The organism is Rhodococcus sp. NPDC003348 (assembly GCF_053589375.1).
Genome location: NZ_JBSFRT010000001.1, coordinates 132,782 through 148,788, shown reverse-complemented (window position 1 = coordinate 148,788; position 16,007 = coordinate 132,782). Strand labels below are relative to the sequence as shown.

Below are 16,007 nucleotides of genomic sequence, written 5' to 3'. Positions count from 1 at the left end.
GTTGTTCCTTCATCCATCCGGCCGGAACGCCCTCGCGCATTGCAGACCTGCAGGTTTGTGTTACTCGACGACCCATTTCTGTCTTCCATTCGATGGATACCGGCATCGGATCGAGGCACGTATGGTTCCCTGCCCACCGATCGCCGCAACGCATGTACGGCATGGTCGAGCTATCGCGCCGCAATCGCGACGTCAACGCCCCATTCCTGTCGGTGAGGACTGCTACCGTTCTCGCCGACACTGTTGTTCAGGGAAGGCCACCGCGCTGGTGCACGGCCACCACACAGCGAGGAGCACATTGACCGAGATCCCTTCGGACACCGCCGAGCCGGTCACCGCCGAGGTCCGACTGCGCCGCATCGGCGTCGTCGAGGACCACGAGTCCGTCGTGATGGGGCTCGAGGCGATGCTGTCCGACCAACCGAACCTGACCATCGCGGCCGCCGCACCGACTGTTCCCGAACTCCTCGCTGCCGGTGAGCAATTGGACCTCGTGATCCTCGATCTGCGGCTCGCGGACGGATCCTCGCCGAAGTCGAACGTCGAGCAGTTGCGCTCCGCGGGGTTGGAGGCCCTCGTCTTCACGAGTGCCGAGGACCCGTACCTGGTGCGCCTGGCCGCCAAGGCCGGCGTGCTCGGGGTGCTGCGCAAGTCGGAGCCGACCGCAACCGTCATCGCCGCGATCACCGCGGCGGCGAACGGCGAGCAGGTGGTGACCACCGAGTGGGCCGCCGCGATCGACGGCGACCCCGGATTGCAGGATGTCGGACTGAGCCCGCGTCAGCGAGACGTCCTGGCGCTGTACGCGTCCGGCGAGAAGGCCAACCGCGTCGCCAGCCTGACCGGGCTCGCCCCGCACACCGTCAACGACTACCTCGGCCGGATCCGCGCCAAGTACGCAGAGGCCGGGCGTCCCGCCCGCACCAAGACCGACCTGTACAAGCGTGCTGTGGAGGACGGCTGGTTGCCGATCCCCAAACGCGACGACAACGGATGACCACAGTGGCCGCCGGACCCGGCGCCACCGACCGGATCCTGCGCACGTTCGCGTTGTTCACCAGCGCGGGGTACCTCTTCTACCTGCTGCTCCTGTTGCCGTCGATCATCGGACAGGCCGACCGCCTCGAATCCTGGTGGACACCGATGGCGGCGGTCGCGGTGTTCGGGTCCGGTTTCGCCTTCGGCCTCTCGTATCTGGCGTCCGACACCCGCACACTGCGGATCGCAGGCGGGGTCGCCGCCACCGTCTTCCTGGTGGCCGTCGCGACCGGACTGTGGACATGGAACGGTCCCTCCATGACCGACGGGCAGGGTGTGTGGCTGTCCGCGTTTCCCGGCGTCGCGAGCCTGGCGGCGGTGGTGGCGTGGCCACCGGCGTTCGCGTTCGGGCACATGGTCGTCGCGTGCATCGGCGTCCAGGTCTTCAATTCGATCGCCCGCGACCCACACATGACGAGTCCACTGCTCCCCGACATCGCGTTCTCGATCATGTTCTGCACCTTGTTCGTCGGTGCCGCAGTGATGGCGCTGCGGACCGGCCGCATCCTCGACTCGACCCTGGCCGACACACACGCCGCGGCGGCGGCCGCCGCCGCCAGCCACGCGCGCACGGTCGAACGCGCGCGCTTCGACGCGATGATCCACGACGGCGTGATGTCGACACTCCTCGCGGCGTCGCGGCAGGGCACCACCGCGAGCCTGAGCAAGCAGTCCGATCTCACGCTGCGCCGGTTCGACGCGCTGCGGGCCGGTCCCGGACCCGACGACCGCTTCGACGTCACCGAGGTCATCACCCACCTGCGCACCGCGGCAGGCGATGTGGACGACGGCGTCGAACTCGACGTCCGGCGTATCCCCGGATCCGGCGCGCTGACGATGCCGGCGGAGGCTGCCCGCGCCGTCGCCGCCGCGCTCGCCGAGGCCCTGCGCAACAGCATCCGGCACGCCGGTCCCGACGCGGACCGGTCGGTGATCGTGACCGTCTCTCCCGAACGCCTCGCGGTCGAGGTGGCCGATACCGGACCCGGATTCGACCCGAAAGCCGTTCCCGCGCATCGCCTCGGGCTCGCGGTCAGCATCATCGGCCGGATGCGCAGGCTGCCCGGCGGGGCCGCCCGGGTCGTGTCCCGGCCCGGCGCGGGCACCCACGTCCACCTGGTGTGGAGCGCATCGTGACCAGTTCGGATCGCCGGGACACCCGCGACGTCCGGTCCCTGATCGGGATGACGAGTCCGGCCGCGAACGCCATCGTCGCGTTCTACGTGGCCACCGTCGTCCTGATGGCCGTGGTCTCACTCGACGGGGTCAGCGCGTTCTGGCCGATCGCCGTCGCAGTCGCCGTGGTCGGCCTCGGCGCGGTGGCCCTGATCCGTGTTCCGGGCGATCCGATGCCGCTCGGTCCGACTCTTGCCCTGATGGCGAGCGGGCCGGTCGCCATCGCTCTCGTCCTCGGCGTGTTGCCGATTCCGGTCACGAGTCCGCTGCAGACGTGGCCGCTGGGTGCGGTCACCGCGATCTATGCCTTCATGAGTGTCCGGGGCCGGACGTGGTTCGCCTGGCTGGGAATGTTGTCGACGATCGCCACCTGTGTGGTCTGGGCGGCACTGACCGGGCAGGGTTTCGCGCACGGTCTGGCGATGTCGGTCATCAATCTGGCGCCGCTGCTGATGTCCACCTTCTTCGCGTACACCATCCGTCCCTCGGCCCGGGACATCTTCGAACTGCGCATGCAGACCACCCGCCGGGCCGCCGCCGAAGCCGCCGACTCCGCGGTGCTCGATGAACGCGACCGCCAGTTGCGCCGACTCGACGAGCAGGCCCGCCCGCTGCTCGCCCGAATCGCCGCGGGCGAACCCTTGGACGAGGACGCGCGCACGGCGTGCCGTCTGCTCGAAGCGCACCTGCGTGACAGCGTGCGCGCCCCCGCGCTGTCCGACCCCGCCGTGATCGTCGCCGCCCGGGAAGCGCGGGCTCGGGGGGTCGAGGTGACGTTGCTCGACGACCGGGCGTTGGACGGCGCCCCGGTGGATGCCCGGCGACGCTTCTTCGACCACGTCTCCGCGGAACTCACCGACGCCGTCGACGGCAGTGTGACGATCCGGATCCTGCCGCCCGGCCGCGCCGCGGCGGCGACCCTGCTGTGCAGCACACCAGACGGTGTGCGGCGCACCGAGTTCGGTCGCGACGGCCGGCCGCTCACCCGGTTCGACGAGGCCCGGGGCGATTCCACCGACCCCACCGCACCTTGCTAACGATGCCCCCATTTTCACGGGCAGGAAAGTGTCGGCTGGTGAAACCAGCGCGTCCACACCTAGGTTCGAGGCACCGAGGGCCGCAACGAGGGGTCGAGCCCTCCACCGACGATTCTCCCGGGGGACCACATGACCGCTGCACTGAACCATCACGGGACGACGGCGAACGCGCCGAGGGCGCTGCGTCGACCGCAACTGTCGGCGCGCGAGGTCGAGGTACTGCTGCGGTGGCTGCGCTGCGACTCCAAGAACACCGTCGCCGCCGATCTCTACCTGTCCATCGGCACCGTCAACACCCACCTCGCGCGTGTCCGCGCCAAGTACCGGCAGGTCGGCCGGGGTGCGCCGACAAAGGCGGCACTGGTCGCGCGGGCAGTGCAGGACGGGTTGATCTCCCTCGACGAACTGTGACCGCCGCACCGTGCGGTCGCCCGCGATGAGCACCGCGAGCGAACAGGACATCGACACCCCGACCGGCATCGGTGCCGCCGAGGAGGGGATCATCCGCACCTTTGCCCGGTTCATCGGCGCTGCGGCACTGCTTTTCGGCATCCTCCTCACGCCGAGCGCGATCGCCCTTTCCCGGATCGTCCCCGACTGGTGGACGCCCTTCGCCGCGGTGATCGTGTTGCTGCCGATGCTGTCCCTGTGGCCGGCGAGCCATGCCGCCGACCCGCGCTGGATTCGCCGCTGCGGAACCGCGGCCGCCGGCGGATACCTCACGGCACTGGTGTCGTGGCTGCTCGTCGTGGACGGACACATCCCGGCGAATCGCGACGTCTGGCTGACCACCTTCCCGGGGCTGGTCACGATGGCCGCGGCCCTGACCTGGCGGCCGGCGACGAGCCTGGTCTACCTGGCCGTCAGCGCGGGCACCGCGGAAGTCGTCCGTTACGTCACCCGGGAGGGGCAGGAGAACGTCGTGCTCGCCGTGGAGATCGCCTCCGTGGTCGTGTTCTGCAGCCTGTTCGTCGTCGCCACCATCGCCGCGGTCCAGACCGGGCGAACCCTGGACCGGACCATCGCCGCCACCGTGAGTCACTCCGCGAGCGCCGCCGCGGGCGCCGCACGCGATGTCGAGCGAACCCGCTTCCACGCCCTCATCCACGACCGGGTGATGTCGACGCTGCTCGGGCTGTCCCGGCAGGGCAACATCCCCGAACTGCGCGAACAGGCCGCGGTCGCAATCGCCGAACTCGACGAGCTGAGGGACAGCACGGTGGCCGAGGAGGGCTTCGACCTGGACACCGCGATCGGCTTGATTCGGGCCGCGCTCGTCGAGGTGGACGGTGACGTCCCGGTGGAGGTCGACGTGCGGCACCCCGCCCTCGTCGTGCCCCGCCCCGCCGCGCGGGCGATCGCGGCCGCCGCCGCCGAGGCACTGCGCAACAGTGTGCGGCACGCGGACACCGCCACGCGGATCGCCGACCGGCTCGTCGTGATCGACGCGGACTCCGCAGGCCTGCGCGTCGTGGTCGCCGACAACGGCTGCGGTTTCGACCCCGCCCGGGTGCCCGGGTTCCAGCTGGGGATCACGATGAGCATCCGCGAACGGATGTCGACCGCCGACGGCGCTGCCGTGACAATCCGCTCGGCGCCCGAGCTCGGCACCCAGGTGACGCTGACGTGGACGGCGGCGACGTGAGCACGAATCGGAGACACCCGGGCGGGAAGGATGTCAGCGGAAGAGACATCGCCGCGAGGGACATCCGCACCCTGCTGTGGATGGATCGGCCGATCGCGAAGGTGGTCGCCATCGTGTTCTGCCTGAGTTCTGCTCTCCGCGCCACCGCTTATCTCGCCGACGCCCACCACGTCTGGCCGATCCTGGCGGCACTGCTGCTGACGACCGCGGGCGCGCTGGCGATCGTCGGTGTCCCCGGCGACCCCCCGCCGTGGCCGGTCGCCACCGCGTTGGCTGCACTCGGCCCGGTCACCTGCCTGCTGGTGCTGCCGCAGATCCCCGCGCAGGGCTGGATCATGAGCGACATCTGGCACATGCGGACGGTCACGGTCATCCTCTGCTTCCTCTCGATCCGCGGCCGCACAGCGCACGCCTGCATCGGGGCCGTGCTGACCATGGCCGCCTTCACGCTGTGGAGCGAGCTGACCGGCCAGGGGTGGTCCCCCGCCGTGCCACTGTCCGCGGTCATCATGGCCCCGGTTCTGATCTCGGTACTGGTGGCCGTCACCGTCCGCCCGATGGCCTTCATGGTGTTCACCCTGCGCGAGCGGGAGACCGAGCGGGCAGCGGACGAGGCCATGACCGAGGCCGTCACCGCCGAACGGGACAGGCAGTTGGCCGCCCTCGACGTGTCGGCCCGTCCACTGTTGGAGGCGGCCGCGGCCGGGGCCGCGTTCACCGAGCGGACCCGCTCCGAGTGCGCGGTACTCAAGGAACGCCTGCGCGACACGCTGCGCGCGCCGGTCTTCGCCGATGACGAGGCCCTGTGCCGAGCGACCTCGTCGGCCCGGCACCGAGGAACCCAGGTGCTCCTGCTCGACGACGGCGGGCTCACCGACGATGCGCTCGTCGCACGCGTCCGGGCGGCGCTGATCGACGAACTCGACGCCACCGTGGGAGGCACCCTCACCGCCCGCGCGCTACCGGCCGGGCGGGCCACCGTGGCCACCATCCTCGTAGAGGAGGACACCCGGGTGCGGCGGATCGAATTCGACGCCGAGGGCCACACCCGGGTGGAGGTGCGCACCGGCGGCGAACCAGACCCCGACCACCAGGTCCTGCAGGCGATCGTCGACGGGTGAACGAGAGGGGTTCATGCCCCTGGAAATCGCGTCTCGGCAGACTCGCGGCAAACACTTAGGATCCTCACAGACAAGCGACTCCTCTCTTGGGAGGAGCCATCACGACGCACCCTCCGAGGACATCGATGACCGCGCTGCTCAACCACGACGCCGACCGGGCCCACCCGGCCCAGCGGCGCGCCGTGTCCCGACCGCTGCGCAAACCAGTGCTCTCACCGCGCGAGGTCGAGGTTCTGCTCACCTGGCTGCGCTGCGATTCGAAGAGCACCGTCGCCGCAGACCTGTTCCTGTCGCTCGGCACCGTCAACACCCACCTGTCCCGGATCCGCGCCAAGTACGCCGAGGTGGATCGCCCCGCGCCCACCAAGGCATCCCTCGTCGCCCGCGCCATCCAGGACGGACTGATCTCCCTCGACGAACTCTGATCGCCGTACGGGAACGGCCCCGGCACGCGCCCGAATCGCCGTCGACCGATCTCGGCAACCCGCCGGCATCCAACGGCCCCGGCCGGACGACCGGTCCGGGCTACGCGGCCTGATGGCAGGCGACGTACTGTCCCGGCTTCACCTCGCGAATCTCGGGTTCCTCCGTCGCACACCGTTCCACCGCCACCGGGCAGCGGGTCCGGAAGCGGCAGCCGGTGGGCGGTGCGAGCGGAGACGGCACGTCGCCTTCGAGTGCCGGGCCTGCGAACCCCTTCTCCGGGTCGGTCAGCGGAACCGAGTCGAGCAGGGCCCTGGTGTACGGGTGTGCCGGGTCGTCGTACACCGCGACCGAGTCGCCGAACTCGCAGACCTTGCCGAGGTACATCACCATCACGTTGTCGCTGACGGTGCGCACGACGCCGAGATCGTGTGCGATGAAGACCACGGTGAGGGAGAACTCCGCCTTCAGATCCTCGATCAGGTTGAGGATCTGGGCCTGAACGGACACATCCAGCGCCGAGACCGGTTCGTCGCAGATCAGGAGTCGTGGGCGTAGCGCGAGCGCACGCGCGATGGCGACGCGTTGAGCCTGGCCACCCGACAACTGCCTGGGCAACATGTCCGCGTACCGGTCGCCGCGCAGCCCGACCTGATCGAGCACGGACCTCGACGTCGCGGCCCTCTCCTCGGCCGGTGCACCGGCCACCGCGAGCCCCTCGACCACGATGTCCTTCACCGCCCGGCGAGGATTCAGTGACGCCACCGGGTCCTGGAAAATCATCTGCATGTCCCGGCGGAGCTCACGCATCCGCTTCTCGTCGGCACCGTCGATCCAGTCCTCCCCGAACCGGATCCGGCCTGCGGTCAGCCGGTCGAGCCGCAGTACCGCGCGACCGGTCGTCGACTTCCCGCAGCCGGACTCGCCAACGATTCCGAGGGTCTCGCCGGGGAGTACGTCGAAGCTGATCTTCGAGACCGCCTGCACGGTCCCCGCCGCCGTCGGGTACTCCACGACGAGGTCCTGGACACTCAACAGGGCCTGCTCACCGCGCAGGTGGGCGGTACCGATTCCGGCCATGAGGGCCTACCTTTCCGAATGGGCCGATGCAGCGACACACGAGCGCAGCGACAAGGGTTGTCAGAGGGGAACGGGGTGGGCACACGCCGCGTGATGGTCCGCTCCGACCGTCTGCAGGCGCAGTCCCCCGTCGTGACACTCGGCGTCGGCGTGCTCGCACCGGGGAGCGAATCGGCACCCCTCCGGCGGCCGCGTGGGATCCGGCAGGGAACCCTCGATCAACCGCAGCGGCGCGTGGCGCGGGTGATCCACGGTCGGCGTCGCGCCGAGCAGAGCATGGGTGTAGCGATGCCGTGGCGCATCGAACACTGCACGCGTCGACCCGGTTTCGGCGAGCCGGCCGGCATACATCACCGACACCCGATCGGTCCGCCCCGCGACCACCGCGAGATCGTGACTGATGAGCATCAGGGCCATCCCCCGATCGCGCTGGACACGACGCAACAGATCCAGGATCTGCCGTTGGATCGTCACGTCCAGCGCGGTCGTCGGTTCGTCGGCGATCAACAGGTCCGGCTCACACGCGAGCGCGATCGCGATCATCACGCGCTGACGCATTCCACCGGACATCTCGTGCGGATAGTTGCCGAGCCGCTTCTCCGGGTCGGGCACCCCGACCTCTTTCAACAGGTTCAGTGCCCGATCACGCGCCTCCGAACGACTGACGCCGAGGTGACGGCGCATCCCCTCGGTGAGCTGCCGCTCCACCTTGACCACCGGGTTCAGGGAGCGCCCGGGATCCTGGAACACCATCGCGATCTGTTTTCCCCAGATCTCGAGAGTGTCCTTCTTACTCAACGCGAGCAGGTCTCGGCCCCGGAAGGTCACCTCGCCGGACCGCCCCGATCGAGCCGGCATCAGCCCCATGATCGCCCGGGCCATCACCGACTTGCCCGATCCGGACTCCCCCACGATGCCCAGCGCCTGTCCGGCACCCAGGTCGAAGGAGACATCGTCCACGGCGCGGACGATGCCGCGTGGCGTACCGATGTGCGCACGCAGGTTCCGCACTTGGAGGAGCGGCTGAGTCGTCATGTGGGCTGGCCCCTTTCGTCAGTCGTCGCGAACTACTTGCTCACCCAGATGTCTTCCGGAAGCGGTGACCCGAGGGTGTAGATCTGCACGCCGTGCACGTTCTTGCCGTACGCGACAGCCGGGACCGCCCGCGTGTACCAGATACCGGGGTTCAGTTCGACGAGTCGCTTCTGCACCGTCTCGTAGGCGGCCTTGCGCTCGCTGTCGGACTCGGCGAGCCGCCCGGCGTCGAGTGCCTTGCTGAGCTCTTCGTCCTTGACGCCCGCGAAGTTGCCGTTCGAGTCCTGATGGAACGCCGTCCACAGCCCGAAGTCGGGATCCTGAACGATCGCGGAGGACACGACCATGTCGAAGTCGCGGGCACCGTTGCGGGCGGTGATGGTGCCGAAGTCGGCGACCTCGACCTTCATCTCCACGTTGCCGAAGGCACTGAGCTGTGCCTGCAGCGCCTCTCCGAGGGTCTTGCTCTCGGTGGTGGGGTAGGAGAGGAACGTGAACTTGACCGGCTTGCCCGCGGCGGCCAGCTCGTCGAACAGCTTCTGTGCCTCTTCCTTGTTCGTGGTCGGGAGCGCGATGTCGCTGTAGTACGGCGACTGTTCCGGGAACAGGGTCCTGGGTACGTCGTTCTCGCCGTTGTAGACGACGGTGTTGAGCGCGTCCAGGTCAATGGCCTGTACCACCGCACGGCGAGCACGTTCGTCGTCGAAGGGGGCGCGGCGCAGGTTCATGGCGGCGAACAGGCCGCCGCCGGTCGGGGCCACCTCGTGGGAGTAGCCCGCGGCCTCCATCCGGTTCAGGCTCGACCAGTTGGTCTCCGACAGCAGGTCGACACTCGAGGTCGAGACGGCGTTGATTCGCTGGTTGGTGTCCGGGACCGTGCGGATGGTCAGGCGGTCCACATACGGCTTCGGCGCGTCCCAGTAGCCGGGGTTGCGGGCGAGCTCGATTGCATCCTGACGGGTCCACTTCACCAGCGTGAAGGGACCTGCGCCGACCGGGTTCTCGTCGAACGCGGGCTGTCCCTTCTGCAGGGCGGCCGGCGAGGCGATCCAGTTCAGGGCGCCTGCGATCAGCGACTGCGCGAAGTGCGGGCTGGCCGCGACCATGGTGACCTTGAGGGTGGTCGGATCCACGACGTCGGACGAGGTGATCTGCGATGCCTGCCGGACCGTGGTCGAACCGAGAGCGGGATCCCGCAGGCGGTCCCAGTTGAACTTGACCGCGGCGGCATCGAGTGGGGTGCCGTCGGTGAAGGTCAGGCCCGGCCGCAGGGTCAGGGTGAACGATCGCCCGCCGTCGGTGGTGGTGAACCCGGTGGCCATCTTGTACTCGATCTCCAACGTCTCCACGTTGTTGACCATCAGCGTTCCGTACAGGGCGTTGCCGAGCGTCGGTTGGTGCGCCCAGGTGTTCGACAGGGAGGCCGGGTCCAGCGAGCGCGGCTCGCCGGTCTGCATCGCCCGAATCTCGCCTCCCGCAACGGGGTCTCCTGCGGGCGTTGCGGAATCGCCACCGCTCCCGGAGCCTCCGCACGCGCTCAGTACGAGCGCTGCCGAACAGGCCGCGGCGAGCGCTGCGAAGAGCCGTCTGTGTCTGATCATCATCGACCTCTCGTGGTGCATGGTGAAATACGAACGGATTTCAGTCGTGCAGGGTGCGATCGAACTTGGTGCGCAGGTGGTCGCCGACATGATTGAGGGCGAAAACGGTGAAGAAGATGACGAGCGCCGGGACGAACACCAGGTGCGGCGACGTCGCGATCGCGTCCTTGCCGTCGCTGATCATTCCGCCCCAACTCGGCTGCGGCGGTGGGATTCCCAGGCCGAGGAAGCTGAGGGATCCTTCGGCCACGATGAGCGCGGCCATGATGATCGGCAGGTACGCCGCCAGTGGTGCGATGACGTTCGGCAGGATCTCCCGGAACAGGATCCGGCCGTTGCCGGCACCCATGTTCCGTGCAGCCCTGACGAATTCCCGCGAACTCCAGGCCATCGTGTTGACCCTCGCCAGACGGATGAACGACGGGATCACCAGGAGCGTGAGGCCGAGCAGTAGCGTCTGCACGCTGGGAGTGAGAATGGACGACAGGGCCAGCAGCAGGATCAGCGGAGGGAAGGCCAGCATGGCGTCCGCGATCAGCGTCACCACCCCGTCGAGGTGTCTGCCGAAATATCCTGCGAGCAAACCGAAGAAAGAACCGATCACGAAGCCGAGAAGCCCCGCCACCGTGCCGACCACCAGTGAGACCCGGGCACCGTAGATGATGCGGGAGAGCATCGACCGTCCGAGGGTGTCCGTGCCGAGGAGCAGATCCGGCGAACCGAACTGCGGGCTCAGACGCGGCGCCCCGACGGGCGTCGCATAAGAGGCGAGCGGGAGCACGTCGGCGAACACGGCCGCCAGGATCAGGACCGCCAGCCAGGTGACCGACAGGTACACCAGGACCGGACGGCGCTTGCGGACCGGCGGAACCAGCGGGGCCCGCTCCGGCTCGTGACCATCGCCCTCGTCGAGGGCCGGGTTGTCCACCGCCACTTCACTCATGCTGCGGCCACCTTCCTGACTCGGGGGTCGATCAGTCCGTAGCTGAGGTCGACGACGGTGTTGACGACCACGTACACGACGGCGATGAAGACCACGACTCCCTGGACCATGATCACGTCCCGGGACGTGATCGAGGATGCAATGAGCTGACCCAAACCTGGTAGCCCGAACAGCGTTTCGACGATCACCGTGCCGCCGATGAGGCGTCCGAGGTTGATCCCGGCCACGGTGATCAGAGAGAACGACGACGGCCGCAGCGCATGCCGGAACATGACATACCAGGAGGGCATGCCCTTCGCACGGGCAGCGGCGATGTAGTCCTCGCGGAGAGTTCCGATGAGGTCGGTGCGAAGCAGCCTGTGGAACGCCGCGATCTCCGTCAGCGCGATCGCGACGGCCGGCAGCAGGGCGCTGCGCAGGTTCTCTCCCAAACCCTCACTGATCCGCGACCATCCCATCACCGGAAACAACTGAAGCTTGATCGCGAAGAAGTAGATCAGCACCGGACCTGCGATGAAGGCGGGCACCGACAGGAAGACCGCGGAGAGCGCGTTGATCCCGCGGTCGAGTCCACTGCCCGGACGGGACGCGGAGATCACACCCATGACCAGCGCCGTCAACAGCGCTATCACCAACCCCATAACCGCCAATTGCATTGTCACAGGTAGACGTTCGGCAATAGCTTCGCTGACCGACTGCCCGGTCAGGGGCGAGGTACCCAGGTCTCCCTGCACGGCATTGCCGAGCCAGTGGACGTACTGCATCCAGACCGGATCGTCGAAACCGAGCTTCGCGTCCATTGCGGCCACCGCGTCCGGTGTGGCGTTCTCGCCGAGGATCACCTGGGACACGGATCCCGGGGCCAGACTCAGCAACGCAACCACCGCTGCGGTCACCAGCAGTACCACGAGCAGGCTGCGGCCCATTCGTTTCGAAACAGTGAGAACCATTCAACGCCGCCTTCTCTTCAGAGCACGAAAGGACACCGGCACGGGCAGTCCCGGGAGATTCGGGCACGGTCGGTCGCCTCGACACCCGTGACGGCTGTCGAGGCGACCGGCCACAATGCCCTTGTTGCCGGAAACGAAGAAACGTCAGATGCAGTTCTGCCCAGGGAATTTGCCGTACCGGCGGATTCCCTAGCCGGCGGGCTGTGTGAGGTCGTCGGCGAGCGAGACGCCGGTGAGCCGCTCGAGGTGGAGCACCACCTCGGTCTGGTCGGCACCCGGGTCGAGGTCGTCGACCGCGTCGTTCCACACCTGCCCCAGGGTTTCGGCAAGCGCGGAGGAGACGGCCTCACCCCGGGCCAGGTCGAGTGCGATCCCAATGTCCTTGCGCATCAGACTCGCAGCGAAGCCGGAATCGAAAGACCTTGACAACACGAACTTCTCGTACTTCGTCTCGGTCGCCTGGTTTCGTCCGCTGCCGGCATTGAACACGGCCAGCAACGTGGCGGGGTCGATCCCGAACTTCTTTCCGACCAGCATCATCTCGGCCGCTGCGACGAATCCGTTTGCGGCAAGCAAGTTGTTCAGTGCCTTGGCGGCATGTCCTGCGCCGACCGAACCGATGTGCAGTATCTCACGCCCGGCGGAACCGAGCAATGGGCGAACAGCGTCCAGGACATCCGTGTCTCCCCCGACCATGATCGCGAGATCTCCTGCCCGGGCCCGTGCCACACCACCGCTGACCGGTGCGTCCAGCACATCCACCCCGCGAGCCGCTGCGGCCTTCGCCAGGTCCCGGGTGCGTGCAGGCACGCTCGACCCCATGTCGACGATCACCGCACCCGGCCTCAGGTGCGCGAGCAACCCGCCCTCGGCCAGCACCACGTCGTCGACGATGTCACTGTTGGGCAGCACCAGGACCACCACGTCACAGTCCGCGAACGCCGCCAGGTCGTTGGCGCCGTCGGCATCCGCATGCTCGGAGATGAAGCGCCCCTGGCTCGGCGGATCGGCGTCGCGCACCAGCAGCGGCTGGCCTGCCGCGAGAAAGTTGGTGGCAATCGGAGTGCCCATGGCTCCGAGCCCGACGAACCCGACCCGCTTGCCGGGCAGCGGCGTCGTCGCCCGTGCCTCCTGCCCCGGCTCGGATCCCTCCCCCGAACCGGTGGGTTCCCGAGGTCCGAGTGCGGCGGTCAACGCCTCCTGCGCGACCCTCATCGCCGCAACCCCGGCCGGCACCCCCGCGTACGCGGTGGCGTGAACGATCACCTCCACTATCTCGTCGCGGGTCAGTCCGTTGCCGAGTGCAGCCCGCACGTGCGTGGCCAGTTCACGATGTTGGTTCAGCGCGACGAGCATTCCGAGAGTGGTCAGGCTGCGACTGCGCCGGTCGAGACCCGGCCGGGTCCACACCGACCCCCATGCGACCTCGCTGACGAACTGCTGGAGCGGCTCGCCGTCGGTCCCCGCATTCTGGGTCAGGGCAGCATCGACGTAGCTGTCACCGAGAACCTCGCGCCGGACGGCGAGGCCCGCGTCGAAGAGGGCGCGGTGGGCAGCGTCGATCGAAGTCGGTTCCGTCATGTTGTGTCCTTTGCTCATACACCCGGCCCCTCCAGAATTGTCACTCCGGCCACGGCGGTGGGACCGCCGAGGTTGTGTGCCAATCCGATTCGCGCCCCTTCGACCTGATTGACCGCACTGCCACGCAACTGCTCGAACAGTTCGACGCACTGCGCGACGCCCGTCGCCCCCGGCGGGTGCCCCTTGGAGATGAGTCCACCGCTCGGATTCACCGGCAGCGACCCCCCGACATCGGTGGCGCCGGATTCGACGAGCTTGAACGCCTCGAAGCGTTCCGCGAATCCGAGATCCTCGTAGCTCATCAACTCGATGCCGGTGAAGAAGTCGTGCACCTCCGCCACCTGCACGTCGGACGGCGCCAGACTGGCCATTCCGAACGCCTGCTTCGCCGCGCGCACCGTCGCGGGGAACGTGGTCATGTCCCGCTTGTGCTGGTGCATCACGGAATCCATACCGAGCCCGACCCCGCGTACCCACACCGGGCGGTCGGTGTACCGGTCCACGACGTCCTCTGCGGCGAGGATCAGCGCCGCCGCCCCGTCACTCTGGGGTGCACAGTCGTAGACGCTGAACGGGGTGACCACGGTCGGCGCGTTCAGTGCCACGTCGAGAGTGAGGTCCAGACGCAGCCGTGCCTTCGGGTTGTTCATCCCGTTGCGATGGTTCTTCACCGCGACCATGGCCAGGTGTTCCCTCGTCGCCGGCGACTCGTGCAGGTAGCGGCGAACGTGGAGCGCGAACCCGGCGGGTGCGACGAGACCGAGGGGGTAGTCCCAGGCCATGTCCCGGGTCATCGCCTCCCACTCCCAGAGCATGTCCTTCGACGCCGTCTCCCGAACCTTGTCGGCCCCGATGACCAATGCGACGTCACAGGCCCCCGACGCGATACCGAACAGTGCGTTGCGAACCGCGTCATGACCGGTGGCACAGGAATTCTCGACACGAGTGACGGGAATGTCCAGTAGCCCGAGGGTGTCGGCGAGAATGCCCGACGGGAATCCGTCCGGTGTCCCCATCGCGCCGAACCATGCCGCCTGCACATCCGACTTGGCCAGCCCCTTGTCGACAGTGGCGGCGCAGTCGGAGAACGCCATCGGCAGCAGGTCCTTGATGCCCAGGGCGAAGTGCTCGGCGAACGGGGTCATGCCCGCGCCGACGATCGCGACCTTCCTCATGCCACTTCCTCCTGGTCTGGATCGAACGTGCCGGGCTCGAACGAGTAGCCGTAGTCCGGAACCCCGGACCGCACCGCCACCCGTCGCAGCACCATCCGGCCGCGATCGCCGATGTCGACGCTGCCGGGATCCGCGCCGGTCACCTTCACCAGTGCGCGAACCCCGACCCCGTCCAGTTCGACGATCGCCAGGGTGTACGGCGTTTTCAGCCCCGGCACCGGGAAGTGCACCGTCACGCCGGTGTACACCGTCCCGGTGCGCGGCAGCGGAACCAACTCGTAGTCCGTGCCGAGCGTTCCGTCGTCTCCCACCCGGTACCGCGGTGGAAAGTCCAACGTCTCACTGTCCCGGTGTTTCCCGGCCTCCCACCGCACCTTCGCCTCGAATGCCCGCTCGTACGCCGCGAGCGAGATGGGGATGTCCGCACCGGGGACGTGGGTGCACTCGGTGTACTCGCGTACCTCCGGTTCGCAGCGGTGGATGTGCACCTCGCCCTCGGCGACCGTGATGCCCGACAGGCTGGCCTGCTCGACGCCCACCATCGGACCGGTCGTCCGGGTCTCCGCCATCGCGGCGAGCGCGAAGAGTCCCGCGCTCGCGCCTGACGTCGGCAGCGGAGGGGGATTACCCGTACAGAGGGCTGCGGCCTGCTCGTGCCGGACGCCGGCCACCGCGACCGGGGTATCCATCCAGGATGCCTTGAGCGAGGCCAGGAACCCACGCTCCTGCAGCAGACGCGGGTCGCCGTAGTCGCGCACCACACCGGTCTCACCCCGCGTCCGGACCGGCAGACTGCGCGACACCCGCCCCGCGGTCCGCACCTGCATTCCGCGCTCCGCGGTCACGGCCGCGGCAGCACCGGCCGGGGCGGTGTCCACCCCGATGACCAGTGTCCGCGGTCGCGCCGAGCCGATCGCGTCGAGGGTCGCGGGCGCCCCGCCGAGCCGCTCGGTGACCTCGAGTTCGGGGTCGAGTCCGAGACCGGCCAGCAGCACTGCCGAGTTGCTGCTCTCGAGCAGCGGCAGGTCCCGGCTGACGAGGACCACGAACGAGACCGGGTCGCCGCCGCGCAGTGCGGCGCGGCCGGCCTCGACCGCCAGCGTGATCGCGTCCTCGTCGTCACCGGGTACCCGGCCTTCGGGCGTCCCCCAGCACGGCAGGTACGTGCCTATCGAGGCGATGTAGGGCATGTCTGCCTCCTG

Annotated in this window: 13 protein-coding genes and 3 pseudogenes; 7 read left to right on the top strand and 9 right to left on the bottom strand. The window is 68.5% G+C overall.

Annotated features, from left to right (window positions below; translation table 11 throughout):
• Nucleotides 1-307 precede the first annotated feature (307 nt).
• The 7 genes and pseudogenes from ACWDU4_RS00755 to ACWDU4_RS00725 form a co-directional block, all read left to right on the top strand.
• Nucleotides 308-997 carry a response regulator transcription factor gene (locus ACWDU4_RS00755; RefSeq protein ID WP_450112051.1) on the top strand — a complete coding sequence of 230 codons (690 nt, stop codon included), beginning with the start codon at nt 308-310 and terminating at the stop codon, nt 995-997.
• Nucleotides 994-2,175: a sensor histidine kinase gene (locus tag ACWDU4_RS00750; protein ID WP_450111916.1), complete on the top strand. Its 1,182-nt coding sequence runs from the start codon at nt 994-996 to the stop codon at nt 2,173-2,175. Before ACWDU4_RS00755 ends, ACWDU4_RS00750 begins: the two co-directional genes overlap by 4 nt.
• On the top strand, nt 2,172-3,251 hold the full coding sequence (locus tag ACWDU4_RS00745) for a hypothetical protein (protein ID WP_450111915.1): 1,080 nt from the start codon (nt 2,172-2,174) through the stop codon (nt 3,249-3,251). Before ACWDU4_RS00750 ends, ACWDU4_RS00745 begins: the two co-directional genes overlap by 4 nt.
• A gap of 189 nt (nt 3,252-3,440) precedes the next feature.
• Nucleotides 3,441-3,662 (top strand): annotated as a pseudogene (locus ACWDU4_RS00740) (LuxR C-terminal-related transcriptional regulator); the annotation flags it as partial.
• A 25-nt stretch (nt 3,663-3,687) separates the two neighbouring features.
• The gene (locus tag ACWDU4_RS00735; protein WP_450111914.1) at nt 3,688-4,896 is read left to right on the top strand and encodes a sensor histidine kinase; all 1,209 of its coding nucleotides are present in this window, start codon (nt 3,688-3,690) and stop codon (nt 4,894-4,896) included.
• 80 nt (nt 4,897-4,976) lie between these two features.
• Entirely contained in the window at nt 4,977-6,017 is a 1,041-nt protein-coding gene (locus tag ACWDU4_RS00730; RefSeq protein WP_450111913.1) for a hypothetical protein, read from the top strand.
• A gap of 65 nt (nt 6,018-6,082) precedes the next feature.
• Nucleotides 6,083-6,442 (top strand): annotated as a pseudogene (locus ACWDU4_RS00725) (response regulator transcription factor); the annotation flags it as partial.
• A 100-nt stretch (nt 6,443-6,542) separates the two neighbouring features.
• Here the strand turns inward: ACWDU4_RS00725 and ACWDU4_RS00720 are convergent.
• The 9 genes and pseudogenes from ACWDU4_RS00720 to ACWDU4_RS00680 all read right to left on the bottom strand — a co-directional run bounded on the left by ACWDU4_RS00720 (nt 6,543) and on the right by ACWDU4_RS00680 (nt 15,995).
• Nucleotides 6,543-7,520, bottom strand: coding sequence for an ABC transporter ATP-binding protein (locus ACWDU4_RS00720; protein ID WP_450111912.1), 978 nt, complete (start codon nt 7,518-7,520; stop codon nt 6,543-6,545).
• A 60-nt stretch (nt 7,521-7,580) separates the two neighbouring features.
• Nucleotides 7,581-8,555, bottom strand: coding sequence for an ABC transporter ATP-binding protein (locus ACWDU4_RS00715; protein WP_450111911.1), 975 nt, complete (start codon nt 8,553-8,555; stop codon nt 7,581-7,583).
• A 32-nt stretch (nt 8,556-8,587) separates the two neighbouring features.
• A complete protein-coding gene (locus tag ACWDU4_RS00710; protein WP_450112050.1) occupies nt 8,588-10,156 on the bottom strand; it encodes an ABC transporter substrate-binding protein in 1,569 nt (522 codons plus the stop codon).
• 40 nt (nt 10,157-10,196) lie between these two features.
• Nucleotides 10,197-11,099: an ABC transporter permease gene (locus ACWDU4_RS00705; protein WP_450111910.1), complete on the bottom strand. Its 903-nt coding sequence runs from the start codon at nt 11,097-11,099 to the stop codon at nt 10,197-10,199.
• Complete coding sequence (locus ACWDU4_RS00700) at nt 11,096-12,049, bottom strand: ABC transporter permease (RefSeq protein ID WP_450111909.1); 954 nt, start codon at nt 12,047-12,049, stop codon at nt 11,096-11,098. Before ACWDU4_RS00700 ends, ACWDU4_RS00705 begins: the two co-directional genes overlap by 4 nt.
• Nucleotides 12,050-12,238: 189 nt before the next feature.
• The gene (locus ACWDU4_RS00695; protein WP_450112049.1) at nt 12,239-13,243 is read right to left on the bottom strand and encodes an NAD(P)-dependent oxidoreductase; all 1,005 of its coding nucleotides are present in this window, start codon (nt 13,241-13,243) and stop codon (nt 12,239-12,241) included.
• A pseudogene (locus ACWDU4_RS00690) lies at nt 13,217-13,630 on the bottom strand (carboxymuconolactone decarboxylase family protein); the annotation flags it as partial. The gene ACWDU4_RS00695 and the pseudogene ACWDU4_RS00690, both read right to left, overlap by 27 nt.
• A gap of 14 nt (nt 13,631-13,644) precedes the next feature.
• Nucleotides 13,645-14,805: a thiolase C-terminal domain-containing protein gene (locus ACWDU4_RS00685; RefSeq protein ID WP_450111908.1), complete on the bottom strand. Its 1,161-nt coding sequence runs from the start codon at nt 14,803-14,805 to the stop codon at nt 13,645-13,647.
• The gene (locus tag ACWDU4_RS00680; protein ID WP_450111907.1) at nt 14,802-15,995 is read right to left on the bottom strand and encodes an OB-fold domain-containing protein; all 1,194 of its coding nucleotides are present in this window, start codon (nt 15,993-15,995) and stop codon (nt 14,802-14,804) included. Before ACWDU4_RS00680 ends, ACWDU4_RS00685 begins: the two co-directional genes overlap by 4 nt.
• Nucleotides 15,996-16,007 lie beyond the last annotated feature (12 nt).